We start from the raw sequence: 15,492 nt of genomic DNA on the forward strand, positions 1-15,492 counted from the left end.
TCCTAATCTCCAATTCCCGCATCTCGTAATCGTTTCTCCAACTCCGCTAACCGTTGTAAAGCCTGCTCTTTTTCTCGTCTTTCTTGTTCCTTTTCTCGTCTTTCTTGTTCTTTTTCTCCTCGTTCCTTCTCAACCGACTCAAACCCCCACAATAATAAATTACCCTCCTTATCCCACCAGCGTAACCAATAACCATCACGGTTTTCGCGCTTTCCTTGCCATACACCAATAAATAAATCCATTTCCCCTAACCAATAACGGTTATTTTCATCAGGGGAACGTAATTGATATTTTCCTGAACTTTGTAAACGATGAAATTCCAAAACACCCGTATCAGGTGCAAAAATTAGATAATTTGCAACTTCTAACACCTCTTCATAAAAAAACCATTTACCAGGGGGAAAAGTCCTTTTACTGGAATATTCACTCCCATTTGCGTCAGAAAGAAATTCCATCACCACAACCGGTATTTCACCCTGTTTGTGAGGAGTATAACTACGTTGTATTTGCTCTCTAGGCACGGTAATTTTGGGTATGTAAGCCCAATCAGGTGCTTTGATGACAATTTTGCCATTAACTACGGTACAAATGCCGTAATTGGTCGTAGCCAGGGCTGTTTCTGGGAGTTTCCCTGCCAGTTGCAGGCTTTCCGTCAGTGCAGCGGCTAAAGAAGGTTGATTAACATTATCCACTGGTTCATCTTCTAAAACAAAATCTTCAGGCAAGAGTTCCCAGGTAATCTTGTGGGTCGAAGCAGTAACAACCATAACAACCACAAATAAGGGATTAATTACCTATTATAGTATTTATCAATTCATTTTTCGGGAAATTGCCCTGGAAAAGTTGATTAATATAGCAGATATGTATGGTGTGTAAAGCCATTGAGGGCATAGCTACGCTTCTTAGAGCGACAGCGCAACGCACCATTATTGAAAATTTAATGCCAAGTAGGTGAACACAATAAAACCAACCTGTGTAAAGAAACGTAAAATCGCTGAAAACTTCTTTACTCTTGCCTCTTGCCTCAATACTGCTCGGTTAAGGAAAATGGGGAGTAAAACCAATAGAAAAGTGTTCGCGTTTTATTTACGAGAACAAAAAAATTGAGAGACTTACTTTTTCTTTTTGAGGCTATCGTACAAATCAACCCAATTTTGTCGGAGAGAATCAATACATGATTGTAAGTAATCAACTTGGGTTCTCCTAGCTACTTGCATGACTGCATCAACGTGAGCCGGACTTCCAGCCTTGCCTAAATGCTTGTATTTACTCAATTTGTCGGGTTGAGTGGTAGGAAAAATTGGGTGATTAGCGTGTAATTTGTAGTACCAATAAACCCCTTGTTTACCCCGTGCTTGGTAACGGGAAACACAGCAACCAGATGGTGCTATTTCTCCACCAGCCTTAATTTGTTGAATCATCAGTTGCAACGTCGCAATGGCTTGTTGCAGCAGTTCCGCTCTGGAAATTAGATCATCTTCTTTCGTAGACATAATGAATTGAAAGGACCTGAGTTCGATATAAATAATCATCCTGAAAACTAATTATATCAGGCTTTTCTCAATTAGCAATGATTATTGACAATAAATAAACAAGAGAAAACAATCCAAAATTGAATATTTTGGACTCACAATTTAAGGTTGATACACAACTTTATCTTATTTTATTTTCAAAATGAGAATTGCTGTTCTTGACTTTAATATGTAGACACAGTGAATGTTCCTATGGTAGTATCTTCTGAGACACCAGCCACAGCAATGAGCCTCTGGGGAAATTAGACAGAAGCTCATTGCTGCATAATGCCTGGGACGATTACCAAATTATTGAGGAAGAATTATGAATCCTATTTCTAATGATAATGAGTCGATTGATGCCAGTGTTGAACAGCGCAAGAAAGCAAAAAAGAGTCCTATCCAGCGCTCTATTCAATGGTTTTCTGGAGGCTTAACAGCAGCCTTAATTTTGTCCTATGGTGGGGCTGCAATTAAGGCAGAAACATCAAAACCTACTGCCGCTCAAGAAGGTGTTACCAACTTAAAACAGGACGGAATTTCACCTAAGCAAGGCTCCACCCCCTCTGGGTTGGAACCCAATTCTTCCTATAAGATTTCCCGTGGTGAGTTGACAGCCCAACAAAAACAATTTGTAGGAAGCTGGCGATTGGTATCCTGGATAAACAAGGATGCACAGGGGAACGTTACCTATCCATTTGGGAAAGATTCTGTTGGTTACCTGATGTACACTCCCGATGGACATATGTGTGCAACCTTTTCAAAAAACAAACGTCCTAATTTTCCTTCAGGAGATATTTTAGGGGGAACGCTAGAAGAACAGGCAAAAGCAGTACAAACATATATTACCTATTGCGGTAAATATGAACTCCAAAAAGGTAAAGTTGTTCATCGTGTTGCAGTCAGCCTGTTTCCAAATTATGTTGGTACAAATCAAGTACGCATCTATAGTTTTAATAAGAATGGCGAGCTAGTATTGACTCATGCTCCAGAGATGATGGATGGCAAGCTACAAACTCCCTTTATAACTTGGGAGCGCTTTTCAAAATAACAGTTCACGGAATTCCCTAACGTTATTGGGAGAAACAGCTACACTATTGCAATGCCTTGTCCATTTTTTGTAAGTTGGGTTGGGTTAGGCGAAAGCGTAACCCAACCTTGTATCTTAGAGGTATGTAAACTGCCTGATTTTCCGAATTAAAATTTGCCACTCTTGTTTCCAGGGATACTACCAACTACTCGTTAAAAATCTACCACTTTGGCGAACAAGCGGGGTATTTACAGATTTAATCGTGCCTCATAAGACAAATATTATTTATGAAACCAGAAATACCTAATCTTTGGATTAAATGTCCCCAATCCAATCCCCAAGCCAATTTACGCTTATTTTGCCTACCCTATGCAGGAGGTGGGACATCCATTTTTCGTCTCTGGCCTCGGGAATTGCCGTCGAATGTAGAGGTTTGTGCAATTGAGTTGCCTGGAAGAGAAAATCGCATCAAAGAAAAACCAACTTCAAATCTTGAAATTCTGACAGAGAACTTAGTAGATGTCTTACTGCAACATTTGGATAAGCCATTTGCGATCTTTGGTCATAGTATGGGATCGCTAATTGCTTATGACCTAGCTAGAAAACTCCGGCAAAGAAACGTCAATCCGGTTTATGTGTTTTTATCAGGTCGTCCTGCCCCTAACATACCTGAATTATATCCGCCCCTTCATTTGTTACCTAATGCAGAATTTATTGAAAAATTAACCAATGTTTACTCTGCCATACCAGAAGTAGTCCTACAAGACCAAGAACTTATGGAGTTGTTCTTGCCTACCTTGCGAGCAGACATGACTTTAGTAGAAACATATATCCATTCCCAAGTCGAGCCTCTTGATTGTCCCATTTTTGCTTTGGGTGGTCTTGAAGATCCGGAAGCCAGTTACGATAATCTTGTTAGTTGGCGTGATTACACCCGTTCCTCATTTTCAATAGAGATGTTCCCAGGTGGACACTTCTACCTCAATGAAAATAGACAAGCTTTGTTGCAGTTTATGTCTCAAACCCTGAAAGACTTATAACTTGCACAAAGTCATTGTAGCTTGATAGCTCTTTGACTCAACCTTTGACCTTTTAAAAATCGTCCTCAATAACCATTGGTGACAAGTCAAACAAAAGCCGCCTTTATTAATCAGTAGCTATACTTGAATTTAGGCAAAATAATGTACTTAGATTAACATCAATACTGGATTTTTAGAATGCGATAGCGAAGCTGATCGAAGGTATCCCATCCTGAAAATCATGTTTTTCAGCTTAATTATCAAGATTTATTAAGTATAATTGCTTGTTGATAAATGGACAATAACTGTAACTTGTCACCAATGCTCAGTAACACTGCCCATAACTCACTTCTCGATCTATGAACCAAACACTTCCAGCGCAATATAGCTTTATCCCCCGCTATTTCCGACTGGCTCTAGCCAACGTCCTATCCAGTATTATGATTCCACTGGCAAATATAGTCAGTGTCATCTTTTTGGGTCATCTTGAAGACATCCGTCACTTCGCTGGAGTGAGCATTGCTGGAAACTTGCTGAATTTTTTCTATTTGGCTTTATTCTTTTTACGCATGGGAACTACTGGACTCACAGCACAGGCAGTTGGACGGGATGACCGAGAAGAGATGTTGTTGGTGGGGCTGCGTAACGGCTTGATTGCTCTAGTCATAGGTATCACCCTCATCCTCTTACAATATCCTTTAGGAGAACTTGGGTTTGCTCTGCTAAATGCTGACCCAGAGATAAAATCTTCGGGCCTTGCCTATTTCAACACCCAAATTTGGGGAGCGCCTGCAATCTTACTCAATTTTGTATTGATAGGTTGGTTTCTAGGACGAGAAAAAAATAGCTTAGTTGTGCTAATTTCAGTCCTTGGTAATGGCAGCAAAATTGTACTTGATTATGTATTTATTATCCACATGGGATGGGAAAGTACAGGCGCAGGAATATCCTCTGCTACAAGCCAATATTTATCTTTATTCATGGGATTGATATTTTTTTGCCAGGAATTTCAGTGGTTGGAAATTCGATCTTTATCTGGAAAAATATGGGACATTTCAGCTATAAAATCTAACTTAGCTCTCAATATGAATATCCTGATCAGCAATTGTATTTGTCTGGTTACTACATTCATATTCAGCTATCAAGGAGTCCAACTGGGAACTTTGATTTATGCTCAAAATACCTTAATGTGGCAAATATTTAGCTTTAATACATATTTTGTAGAGGGAATGGGATTCGGTACAGAAGCTTTGGTTGGAAACTTTAAAGGAAAAGGATCTCGACAACAATTACCTCCCTTAGTAGGTTTTTCTATTTTAGCTGCTCTCGTGGTAGCAGTGTTTTTTGGTGGAGTATGTGTGCTATTTCCAGATACTGTTTTTAGTTGGTTCACTAACCACACTGAAGTAACCTCAAATATAAATACTTTTCTTCCTTGGTTACAACTTACCTTAGCTTTTAGTTCAATCAGTTTTGCGATGGAAGGATACTTCTTAGGTTTAGCCCAAGGATACACCCTCCGCAATGTTAGCTTAATTGCTCTTGTAGTTGGGTTTATACCTGCCAGTTTCGCTGCCATTAAGTTTTCCAGCAACCATATCTTGTGGTTAAGTGTATCTTTATTTCATGCAGTCAGAATGGTGATGTTTTTGGTAAATCTGCCCAGTACATTTGGCGATGATATTAATGCCAGTGATGTCTCGGTTACGAATTTAGAGGTGAAATAGGAGTGCAACCGGGATACCTCCAAGTGCGATTTGTTCTGGAGAAACCAATTTTTTGGGAGGCTAAGAAAGGTAGATCGCCCAACATGAATGGGCTTAATAAGTGAGGAAAGATACTAGAACTTACGCATTGACACATGAGACAATAAATGCAGAGACATAACCTTTATGACTTTTGAAAGTATCTCTCCTCACTTATTAAGCCCATTCATGTTGGGTGATCTACCTTTAAAGAATCGCGTGGTCATGGCACCCTTGACTCGTTCGCGGGCTGGAGTGGAGCGGATTTCCAACGCACTGATGGCTGAATACTATGCTCAACGGGCATCGGCTGGTCTAATCATTGGTGAAGCAACCACGATTTCAGAACAAGCGAACGGTTGGCTGAACTCACCCGGCATCTATTCCGATGAGCAAACCAGTGGCTGGAAACAGGTCGTCGATGCTATTCATGCTAAAGGCGGACATATCTTCCTCCAGATTAAGGAGATAGTAGAGGCGGTTCTGACGGTGTGGCCAGCCAACCGGGTGGGAGTCCGAATTAATCCCAACGGCGTAGATGGTGAAATGATTGCCTTTGAACGACTTTATATCAGCAATCCTGACTTGGTTTTCAGCTATCTGGATATCCTCAATTTCCCATATCCCACAGGGAAAAATGCAACTCTTTTAAGACGCAATAAGCCAAAACCTTGCACTTTTTGTGATATAGAAGATATTTTTGGTTAACTATTCAAGCGATCGCGGCTATATTCCTGAAGATTTGTTTAAAGAGTTATATGAACTTGCACACTTTTTAGGTGATCGCTATCCCTTAACAAATCAAGAAAGTATCTTGTATTCTTCTTGTAGTTGTCTATTTGACAGAAGCATCCGCCCACCCCCTCCCCGCAAGCGAGGCTACGGTGTACACACAAGTCCTATCTGTCTACGTTGTCAAATAGATTGGTAGCCACAACAAACAATATTCAATAGGAGAAGAAAAATGGAAGCTACGGCAAATAACCACTTAAACAATGTCGATTTTATCAAGGATAAAGAATTACTAAATTATCTGAACAATTGGCAGCCACACCCAGTGGAAAGAGCAGTATGCTTGCCAGCATTCATGTATGTATCTGATGAGGTTTATCGGCTGGAAAGAGAGAAATTATTTAGTCGTTCCTGGCTCTTTGTTGGTTTTACCAATCAGTTGGAAAAACCTAAATCTTATTTTACTGTGAGTATTGCAAATATTTCTCTACTGATTGTTAAAAATGAGGAAGGTAATTTACGTGCTTTTCGTAATATCTGTAGTCATCGATTCACACCCCTAGCTTTAGAAAATGGTAAGGCTAATTGTTTTGTGTGCCCTTATCATGGTTGGACCTATGACCTAGAAGGAAAATTAACAGGCGTCACTGAATTTGAAAAACATGAAGATTTTGATATGTCAAAATATGGACTGTCATCTTTTCATATTGATACTTGGGGACCCTTTATATTTGTTAATCTTGATCCCAATTGTTCTCCCTTAAAAACACAGCTTGGCAAACTACCTAAACTATTTGATGATTATAAAATTAGTGAATTGAGTCATGTTCATACCCATGATTATCAAGCCAATATTAATTGGAAGCTTTATGTAGAAAATACCGTTGAGAATTATCATGTACCATTTCTTCACAAAGGTACTAATGAAATACCTCAACTTGACTGGGTCTCCCCTGTAAAGAGTTTTTTTCAAGGAAAAGATAATTACTACGTAGAATATTCTTCCTTTTCGACAAAAGAAGAGATAGAACCGGGTACAGTCATAGAAGGATTACCTCCTAAATTGATGCAAGGTTATTTCTGGTTATCGTTTTGGCCGAATTTTTGCCTATTTTGTCTGCCAAATCTTGTACTAGTGTTTCTAATTGATCCAATCAGTGTATCTCAAACAAGAATCCGTTGGACTTGGTTAGTTCCTAATACCACAGAAGCAAAATCTGCAGAGAATGTTCAATCACTAGTTGAGGAGTATGATAAGATACAACTCCAGGATTTAAGTTTATTGCCAAAAATACAGAATGAGCTAGCTTTCCTTCGTTCATCTGCTGGTCCGTTATCTCCTAGCAAAGAACCAATGGTACACCGATTTCACGAGTTCTTAATGGCATACCTAACTGATTCAATCGGAATGCAGAAGTTCCAGAATAGAAATTTTGATGAGGAAGACTTGTTCTAAGTGGCGTTGCTGATTTACAGGATGAAAGACTGAATCTGCTCACCTAAGAAAATGTGTAGGGGCGCAACAGCTATCATTGGTGTCAACTTAAGGAATATTGCGGGGGTGCGATCGCTCGCCTACGAATCACGATCACGCCCCACAGCTTACCGAATAACTCGTAGGAACTCTATATAAAGATCACCAACGGGCTATTGTGGCTGGCGAATCATTCTGACAATAATCGGTGCATCACCAACTTGATACTGGCTAATTAACTCAAACCCTTGCTTTTTATAGAATGCTATGTTTCTTGGAATGCAGCCGCAGGTTTCCACACAGGCAGGAATACTATCGCGATCGCATTGTCTGAGAATAGGCCGCAATAGGGCTAGACCAAAGCCTTTACCCTGTTGAATTGGCTCCACACCTAGAAAGGACAGATACCAGTAAGGTTGACTAGGATGATCATTCCCCAATTGTTCAAACAATTCAAATGCCTCTGCTTGGCGTGACTCAGCGATACCTTCTTGAAATACTTTCCTTAATGGTTCTGCATCCCATTCTATCCCTGGCGGAATCCATTGCACTGCACCTCCATAACCATCAACATAATAAGAAGTCTGATGGGCTAAGGACTCGTTAATATATGTTTCAAATAGGAGTGGGAAATAAGTGAGATATTGATCGGGGTCAGGAAAGAGCCAGCGGGCAACAGGATCGTTGTTAAAGGCTAGAACCATTGCAGCATTAATATGTCTCTGGTCGGAAGCTGATGCAGTTCTGATCTGAATGTCCTTATGTTTTATTGAAGGATTGATTTGAGCCGACTTTGTAGCGATGATGCTATCGTCAATAGGATTTGTATTCATTTCGGAGGAAGACATGGGCTATTCTCACCATTAGTTGATTATAAATTTTTGGACAGTAAGAAGGTAGTAAACAATTAGCTATAGCGGTTATCGGTTGAGTTAAATACAAGAACTCCACCCCCGCAAGCGAGGAGGGGGCTTATGACTGTATCTCACTCAAGTGCTTTTGGATAAATCTCTATCAATTCTCGCAAACCCGAAAAGTCCATCAACCGTTCTCTCTCTAGGGGTAACATTATAGCTAGGACAATAGCAGAAGTGATCCGTTGCAAGTCGGTAACTTCCTAGATCACAATATCCACCTAAAATATATGCCTCTTCATTGTAGGAACAAATCATTCCATGGTGAGTGACATAGTGTGGTAAAGTGACAAATATAAATGTTTCACCGCCGTTATTATGTTGCCTTAAAAGCTTTTTTTTATTTGTTACTTTCTCTGTATCACTCCAAGGCAAGAATTTGCTATCCAATGCTGGAATAAATTCACTTATTCTCGCACCTGGATGATTGGTTTCTGCATCTTGGTACTGGAGGGGAACTGGCCCGTTTTCCATCCAAAGAATTTCCGCTTCCTCTTCACCTAAAACTTGCCAAGATTCTACTTTTACTCCAGCAGGAATAAAGGAGTAACCATGTTGATCTAGTTCCCATTCACCAATTTGAATCTTGCCAGCAAGAATAAAAATTTCCAAGTCAGCAGTGAATATCCCAGATGGCGCCGCAAATTTGGGCGGTAGGATTACTCTGGAAGTAGATGCACCACAATCATGCCACGTCAGCAATCTTCGTCTTCCTGCTAGGACTTGATCAGACATTCCACTGATTCGCCATCCTGGTTCTTCTGGCACGGTATTTGTATTGAAAAATTGATACTGATACGGCACATACTCTTTCGATATGTCCGTACACCTTCCTGATAGGTGCAAGCGTCCACTCCCATCTCCCCCCCAATCTTCTTGGATCGGCACTATACTTAAAAAATTATCCGTTTGGTCTGTTTCGGACAAATTAAAACTTCTATTCGCGTCACCCATAATTCCCATTCTTCTGCTTATATGCTTGCCATTACAGAGTCTATTTTATAGCCTAAACTGTCATTTTCTGTAAACGCATCATTTGCTTGACAAATATTCTAATATTTTTTTATGTTATGTGATGAGTAAATCGTTTGGGAGCCATCTCTATCAATTCTGGCAAAACCAAAAAATCCATCAACCGTTTTCTCTCTAGGGATAATATTATAGCTAGGACAATAGCAGAAGTGATCCTTTGCAAGTCGGTAACTTCCTAGATCACAATATCCACCTAAAATATATGCCTCTTCATTGTAGGAATAAATCATTGCATCATGAGTGACATGATGTGGCAAGATGGCAAATATCAATGTTTCGCCGCCGTTATTATGTTTCCTTAAAAACTTTTTCTTGATTGTTACTTTCTCTGTATCACTCCAAGGCAAGAATTTGCTATCCAAAGCTGGAATAAATTCACTTATTCTCGCACCTGGATAATTGGTTTCTGCATCTTGGTATTGGAGGGGAACTGGCCCGTTTTCCATCCAAAGAATTTCCGCTTCCTCTTCACCTAAAACTTGCCAAGATTCTACTTTTACTCCAGCAGGAATAAAGGAGTAACCATGTTGATCTAGTTCCCATTCACCAATTTGAATCTTGCCAGCAAGAATAAAAATTTCCAAGTCAGCAGTGAATATCCCAGATGGCGCCGCAAATTTGGGCGGTAGGATTACTCTGGAAGTAGATGCACCACAATCATGCCACGTCAGCAATCTTCGTCTTCCTGCTAGGACTTGATCAGACATTCCACTGATTCGCCATCCTGGTTCTTCTGGCACGGTATTTGTATTGAAAAATTGATACTGACGCGGCACATACTTTTTCGATATGTCCGTACACCTTCCTGATAGGTGTAAGCGTCCACTCCCATCTCCCCCCCAATCTTCTTGGATCGGCACTATACTTAAAAAATTATCCGTTTGGTCTATTTCGGACAAATTAAAACTTCTATTCGCGTCACCCATAATTTCCCATTTTCCTGTTTATATGCTTGCCATTACAGAGTCTATTTTATAGCCTAATGGCCAAGCATTGCCGCCTATTCGTTTGGAGGCGAAAACACTGCCCCGGAAGCGACTCCGGGGAGCAGTTTAACCCCTATTAATCATCAAACTTTACAAAAGTAGCAAGCACATCTTGAATCAAATAGTCAACTAATGCCTCTGGTGTTGGATATTTATAAAACAAGGTTGATGACAATGGGATGCCTATCGAGTTTTGCAAGCGATTTCTTAGCTCTATGGATGTCATAGAATCCATTCCTAAGTCCAAAAATCCTTGTGATAGGGAGAAAGTCCTCTCTTGTTTGTCTCCCAAAACCTGAGACAATAGAGATTGAATATGAGCAATTAATAGTGCTTTGCGTTGCTCTTTCTCAGTTGCCTTTAATTGTTCGACTAAGTTGAGTGAAGTTTCTTCTCTCCCTTTCTGTTTGAGAATACCCTCTGTCCCAGACTTTTCTGGGTTTACCAATTGGGCAACCAAACGTTCTTTGTCACGAAATGCAACCAGTTTTACTGAAGAAGCAGGTTCGATCCAAATTTCATCTAGAATTGTTTGTACTCGGTTATCAACTCCTTCGGGAGCTAAATTTAGAAGTACAAATGAAAGTTCGGGATGATCTGGCTCTGACTGGATAACTTGGCTGATTTCCCATAAATGCGATCGCACCAAGTCTGTCTGCGCTGCTTCGATAGCTTGTACCCCTTGGGTTACTAACCAAAATCTAGGTGAAGAACCAGATTTTACAAAGGATTTCACCAAGTTAACATCAAGTTCGTTCGCTGGAGAATCTAAATTCCCCAAATGCACCACCCCATGCCATTTTTGATCTGTTATTAAGTCCTGATATTTGGCTAGTGGAGAGGCCGTTTCTGTCCCTGATGGGTCGAGAGATTCGTTTGGAAAAACGACTGTTGGCAAATCGCCTTTTGTTTTCATCTCTGTCGCCAATTTCTGAGCAAACCCATGATTATCAGCAAAAATGAGCCAATTTCTGGACAGAGGTTGGTCTTCTTTGGTGACTTGAGCCAAGATCAGCACTTTTTGTGAATTAGGCGATGAAAAGGAAACAGGATTGGTAAAACCAGATGAAGATAACAACTCTTGCCACTTGTTGATACTTAACAAGGGATAATCAGGTCGCAAATCAAGGTCGGTAAAGCGCCACCAGCCTTCTGTCAAGCCAAAAGTTATGTCTACTGAAGGTTGACGAGTCGTACTTTCCACAAGCATTAGCATTCCACCCGGAGCCAACATCTGCTGGACATTTTTTACTGTTTCACGCAAGTCTTTGGTGGCGTGCAATACATTGGGAGCAATAATCAAATCATAATAGCCCCGAGCAACTGCTACTGGCTCTTGCTCAATGTCCAATGTTTGATAACGTACAAAGGAATAATCGGCAAATTTTTCTTGTGCTCTGGCAACAAAGAAAGCGCCAATATCTGTGAATAAATACTCCACCCGATCAGCAGGCAGGTTTGGTAATAAGTAAGAAGTTGTTGCTCCAGTACCAGCTCCAATTTCCAGAATCCGCATCCCTCGGTCTTGTGGTAACCTTGAGACCGCCGCTTGCACAACCTGCTGTGCGAGGGTATTTATGAACTTGAGTTCTGGGGAATCTTGATAAAGTTCTGTTGTGCTGGTTAAATCACCTTCAGGAAACAACAACTGGAGCGGATCGTACTTGCCCTGCAAAACATCGGCTAATCTAGGTCCGCAACGAGAGACAATTTGCGCCATTGCTGAGTGGGGAGATTTGAGTAACGAATTCGCCACTTGTGCGTCCGGAGTCACTATCTGAGGGGTCTTGACGACTTGCCACTCAGACTGATTAAAACGCAGTAACCCTTCCTCAGCCATGATTTCCAAAAAACACCCGATTAACCGTTGGTGCTGCTTGACGATTCCTAACTGCTCGATCAGTTCAGCTGTTGAGAAGTGCAGGTTGGGTTCAAACTTAAAGCCTAGTTGTTGAAAGGCACTGACAATATACCCCACACTCCTACTTTCTAGTTCCTTTTCCTGGTCGCGATCGCGACTGCACTCCGCCTCAGATAACAATACCTGACTGTCTATGTTTCTGGTTAGTTCGCTCGGAGAAGCCAAATAATCAGCAGGTAAGCCATAACGAGGTTGTGGTTTCCACACCACCTGATCGGCAAAATCTTTTCCAGTGGCTTGCTGAGGTGATGGTTGACCGAGCAGAGAATGGGCAACGCTCTGGGAGCCAGATTGCGTTAGAGGTTGTGTATGTGTTACATCAATCCAGTAGCGCTCTCGCTGCCAAGGATAAGTTGGTACTCCCACTTGGCGGTAGCCATAGTCACGATGGAAGCCCTCCCAATCAATCGCCACGCCCCTTACATACAATTGGCCTACAGCCTGAAGCACCCCTTGCCAATCGCTTTGCTCTCGCTGTAGCGTCGGCAGCCATGTTCCATATTCAGACGGTAAACAATGACGTGCCATACCCAGCAATATTGGCTGGGGGCCCATTTCCACAAATATCTCTACTCCTTCTCTGTGTAATGTCTCCACACCGTCGGCAAATCTTACTGGTTTGACCACATGATCTACCCAATATTCAGGGTCTGTGGGTAAAACACGCTCAAAATTGCCCGTGACATTGGAGATAAAATTGAGTTTGGGTTGGTGGAAAGTTACCTCTTGCACCACCTGGCGAAACTCAGCCAGCATTGGCTTCATTAATGCCGAATGGAAGGCATGGGAAACCTTTAAGCGCTTAGTTTTAATTCCCTTATGTTCTAACTTCTGCACTACTAAACGTACCGCTTCCCGTTCGCCAGAAATGACCACGCTCTCAGGCCCGTTAATAGCCGCGATGCTAACTAAGTCCGTACCTTTGATTGCTTCTGTAACTTGTTCAACCGAAGCTAATAAAGACACCATTTCTCCGTTATCCGGGAGTTTTTGCATTAACTGCCCTCTGGCAGCAATCAGTTTCAATCCATCTTCTAAGGAGAAAATTCCCGCTACACAAGCTGCTGCATATTCCCCGACACTATGGCCAATGACTGCGCTTGGTTCTAGACCCCAAGATTTCCACATCGAGGCTAGGGCGTACTCCAAGGCAAATAGCGCTGGTTGGGTATAAGCGGTTTGCTCTAGGACAGAACTGTCATCGCCTTGGTAGAGGACAGAGAGCAAGGATTTTTCCTGATTCCCAATGGCATTTAAAATTTCCTGACAGCGGTCTAATGCCTGACGAAAAATTGGTTGTGTTTCGTATAGTTCCCGTCCCATCCCTAAATACTGGGAACCTTGACCTGTGAATAGAAAAGCGATTTGAGGTTGACTTTCGCTCTTGCTACCTTTAAACAGGTTGGTGTTTTCTGTTCCTGCTAAATTAGCTAATAATTTTTCCTGTGCTTGAGAAACTGAGTCAGCAACCACAGCTAAACGTTCGTGAAAATGAGTCCGCCGAGTGTTGGTGGTATAACAGATATCAGCCCACTCTAAGTCGGGATGAGTTGCTAAGTGCTTCTCGTAATTGCGAACCATCTGTTCGAGTGCGGGTTTGGTTTTGGCACTGAGGGTGAGCAGTTGTAGGGGGCGCTGCCAAGTTTTTGCCTCACTTTTTGCTGCTACTGGTGGTGCTTCTGAAAGGACAGCATGGACATTGATGCCCGTAAAACCAAAGGAACTAACTCCAGCAAACCTAGTTTTATCTGTTGCTGGCCAAGGTATCTGTTCGCTTGCCACTTTTATTGGCATTTCATCCCAAGCAATATAAGGGCTAGGCTCTTGGAAGTGTAGGTGTTGTGGAATCAACTCATTTTGTAAGGACAGAACGATTTTGATCAGACCTGCTACGCCAGCGGCTCCTTCCAAGTGTCCGATATTAGTTTTCGCGGAACCTAAGATCAGAGGTTCTTCTCGTTGGCGAAAGACCTTGATCAAAGCATTTGCTTCAATTGGGTCTCCCAGAGAAGTACCTGTACCATGAGCCTCAATATAATTGACATCTTTGGGCTTAATACCTGCATTGGCGATCGCTCTGCGAATCACATTTTGCTGAGAAGAACCGCTAGGTACAGTTAGACCGCTGGTTCTTCCATCTTGCCCATGTGCTGTGCCTCTAATTAAGGCTAGAATATTGTCACCATCAGCTACTGCATCTGAAAGGCGTTTGAGAACGATTATGCCACAACCTTCACCGCGAGCATAACCATTTGCTCCTGCCGCAAAAGTTTTGCAACGCCCATCTGGAGACAACATTCGGGATTTGCAAAGGTTGAGCCAATATTCTGGCGAGACATATCGCTGTACGCCTCCAGCCAATGCCAGGTTACAATCTCCCCTTCGCAAGTTGGTAACTGCTAAGTGAATGGCAGCCAATGAAGAAGCACAGCCAGTATCAACGGCGAGACAAGGACCTGTAAAGTCGAAGAAGTAAGAAAGGCGGCCTGCCACTGGGCTATAGGCGTTCCCTGATCCTATGTAGAAATCTGTTTCTACAGGGTCTTGTTTGACAAGTTGCCAAACGTAGTCATTGGCACATATCCCCATAAAAACACCTGTCTGGCTGCCTGCCAATTTTTCGGGGACAAATCCAGCGTTTTCTAAGGCTTCCCAAGCTACTTCCATCACCAGTCTATGCTGGGGATCTAAACTTGCTGCTTCTCTGGCGGAAATCCCGAAAAAACTAGCATCAAAATCTGTGGGAGATTGGTTGAGAAATCCTGCACGCCGGATATACACCTTGCCTGGCACGTCTGGATCTGGGTCGTAATAGGGATCTAGATATGAATGATGACCCTTTGGGGCTTCTCGAATGGCATCTACACCATTGGCAAGTAAGTCCCAAAATGCTTCAGGATTATCGGCTTCTGCCAAGCGACAACTCATACCAACAATGGCGATTGGTTCGCGTTCTTTCTGCTTTAATCGCTCAATTTCGGATTGTAAATCAGCAATTTTTTGGGACGCTACTTTCATCAATTGAACATAGCGTTGTTCATTATTTTCACTCATTTGATTAACCCCATTATATACTGCTTAATTGTTCTACATTCATTGATATGAAGTAAGAATTCAGGGAACAGGGA

The 15,492-nt window shown here is 41.8% G+C and carries 13 protein-coding genes; 7 read left to right on the forward strand and 6 right to left on the reverse strand.

What is annotated here, in order from left to right; translation table 11 throughout:
• Window positions 1-2 precede the first annotated feature (2 nt).
• Window positions 3-767 carry a Uma2 family endonuclease gene (locus tag HEQ36_RS01285; RefSeq protein WP_190382197.1) on the reverse strand — a complete coding sequence of 255 codons (765 nt, stop codon included), beginning with the start codon at window positions 765-767 and terminating at the stop codon, window positions 3-5.
• Here HEQ36_RS01285 and HEQ36_RS01290 point away from each other — a divergent pair.
• Window positions 742-876 carry a hypothetical protein gene (locus HEQ36_RS01290; protein WP_267902164.1) on the forward strand — a complete coding sequence of 45 codons (135 nt, stop codon included), beginning with the start codon at window positions 742-744 and terminating at the stop codon, window positions 874-876. The two genes, HEQ36_RS01285 and HEQ36_RS01290, sit on opposite strands and share 26 nt — an antisense overlap.
• Window positions 877-1,112: 236 nt before the next feature.
• Here the strand turns inward: HEQ36_RS01290 and HEQ36_RS01295 are convergent, their stop codons facing one another.
• A complete protein-coding gene (locus tag HEQ36_RS01295; protein WP_053540250.1) occupies window positions 1,113-1,493 on the reverse strand; it encodes a hypothetical protein in 381 nt (126 codons plus the stop codon).
• A 343-nt stretch (window positions 1,494-1,836) separates the two neighbouring features.
• Between HEQ36_RS01295 and HEQ36_RS01300 the strand changes: the two genes are divergently transcribed.
• The 6 genes from HEQ36_RS01300 (at window position 1,837) to HEQ36_RS01325 (ending at window position 7,493) form a co-directional block, all read left to right on the forward strand.
• A complete protein-coding gene (locus tag HEQ36_RS01300; RefSeq protein ID WP_168635022.1) occupies window positions 1,837-2,562 on the forward strand; it encodes a lipocalin-like domain-containing protein in 726 nt (241 codons plus the stop codon).
• Between the two features lie 266 nt (window positions 2,563-2,828).
• Complete coding sequence (locus tag HEQ36_RS01305; RefSeq protein ID WP_168635023.1) at window positions 2,829-3,581, forward strand: alpha/beta fold hydrolase; 753 nt, start codon at window positions 2,829-2,831, stop codon at window positions 3,579-3,581.
• Window positions 3,582-3,919: 338 nt separating this feature from the next.
• Window positions 3,920-5,287: a guanitoxin biosynthesis MATE family efflux transporter GntT gene (gene gntT, locus HEQ36_RS01310; protein WP_168635024.1), complete on the forward strand. Its 1,368-nt coding sequence runs from the start codon at window positions 3,920-3,922 to the stop codon at window positions 5,285-5,287.
• A gap of 165 nt (window positions 5,288-5,452) precedes the next feature.
• Window positions 5,453-6,013 (forward strand): hypothetical protein, encoded by a 561-nt coding sequence (locus HEQ36_RS01315; protein ID WP_053540254.1) that lies wholly within the window; start codon window positions 5,453-5,455, stop codon window positions 6,011-6,013.
• Window positions 6,006-6,236, forward strand: coding sequence for a hypothetical protein (locus tag HEQ36_RS01320; RefSeq protein WP_168635025.1), 231 nt, complete (start codon window positions 6,006-6,008; stop codon window positions 6,234-6,236). Before HEQ36_RS01315 ends, HEQ36_RS01320 begins: the two co-directional genes overlap by 8 nt.
• A gap of 33 nt (window positions 6,237-6,269) precedes the next feature.
• On the forward strand, window positions 6,270-7,493 hold the full coding sequence (locus HEQ36_RS01325) for an aromatic ring-hydroxylating dioxygenase subunit alpha (protein ID WP_053540255.1): 1,224 nt from the start codon (window positions 6,270-6,272) through the stop codon (window positions 7,491-7,493).
• Window positions 7,494-7,684: 191 nt separating this feature from the next.
• Here HEQ36_RS01325 and HEQ36_RS01330 read toward each other — a convergent pair whose 3' ends face one another.
• From HEQ36_RS01330 to HEQ36_RS01345, 4 genes are all read right to left on the reverse strand, one after another.
• Window positions 7,685-8,359 carry a GNAT family N-acetyltransferase gene (locus HEQ36_RS01330; protein ID WP_053540256.1) on the reverse strand — a complete coding sequence of 225 codons (675 nt, stop codon included), beginning with the start codon at window positions 8,357-8,359 and terminating at the stop codon, window positions 7,685-7,687.
• 141 nt (window positions 8,360-8,500) lie between these two features.
• Entirely contained in the window at window positions 8,501-9,193 is a 693-nt protein-coding gene (locus tag HEQ36_RS01335) for a DUF4437 domain-containing protein (RefSeq protein ID WP_325064574.1), read from the reverse strand.
• Between the two features lie 284 nt (window positions 9,194-9,477).
• Complete coding sequence (locus HEQ36_RS01340; RefSeq protein ID WP_053540257.1) at window positions 9,478-10,383, reverse strand: DUF4437 domain-containing protein; 906 nt, start codon at window positions 10,381-10,383, stop codon at window positions 9,478-9,480.
• Between the two features lie 136 nt (window positions 10,384-10,519).
• Window positions 10,520-15,418, reverse strand: coding sequence for a type I polyketide synthase (locus HEQ36_RS01345; RefSeq protein ID WP_168635026.1), 4,899 nt, complete (start codon window positions 15,416-15,418; stop codon window positions 10,520-10,522).
• Window positions 15,419-15,492: the final 74 nt, after the last annotated feature.

This window comes from Anabaena sp. 54, from assembly GCF_017355725.1.
Classification (GTDB): Bacteria; Cyanobacteriota; Cyanobacteriia; order Cyanobacteriales; family Nostocaceae; genus Dolichospermum; species Dolichospermum heterosporum.

Excerpts from the sequence above, each read along its gene's own strand:
- HEQ36_RS01345 (WP_168635026.1), bottom strand. The coding sequence starts at position 15,418 with ATGAGTGAAAATAATGAACAACGCTATGTTCAATTGATGAAAGTAGCG.
- HEQ36_RS01315 (WP_053540254.1), top strand. The coding sequence starts at position 5,453 with ATGACTTTTGAAAGTATCTCTCCTCACTTATTAAGCCCATTCATGTTG.
- HEQ36_RS01285 (WP_190382197.1), bottom strand. The coding sequence starts at position 767 with ATGGTTGTTACTGCTTCGACCCACAAGATTACCTGGGAACTCTTGCCT.
- HEQ36_RS01300 (WP_168635022.1), top strand. The coding sequence starts at position 1,837 with ATGAATCCTATTTCTAATGATAATGAGTCGATTGATGCCAGTGTTGAA.
- gntT (WP_168635024.1), top strand. The coding sequence starts at position 3,920 with ATGAACCAAACACTTCCAGCGCAATATAGCTTTATCCCCCGCTATTTC.
- HEQ36_RS01305 (WP_168635023.1), top strand. The coding sequence starts at position 2,829 with ATGAAACCAGAAATACCTAATCTTTGGATTAAATGTCCCCAATCCAAT.
- HEQ36_RS01295 (WP_053540250.1), bottom strand. The coding sequence starts at position 1,493 with ATGTCTACGAAAGAAGATGATCTAATTTCCAGAGCGGAACTGCTGCAA.
- HEQ36_RS01325 (WP_053540255.1), top strand. The coding sequence starts at position 6,270 with ATGGAAGCTACGGCAAATAACCACTTAAACAATGTCGATTTTATCAAG.
- HEQ36_RS01340 (WP_053540257.1), bottom strand. The coding sequence starts at position 10,383 with ATGGGTGACGCGAATAGAAGTTTTAATTTGTCCGAAATAGACCAAACG.
- HEQ36_RS01330 (WP_053540256.1), bottom strand. The coding sequence starts at position 8,359 with ATGTCTTCCTCCGAAATGAATACAAATCCTATTGACGATAGCATCATC.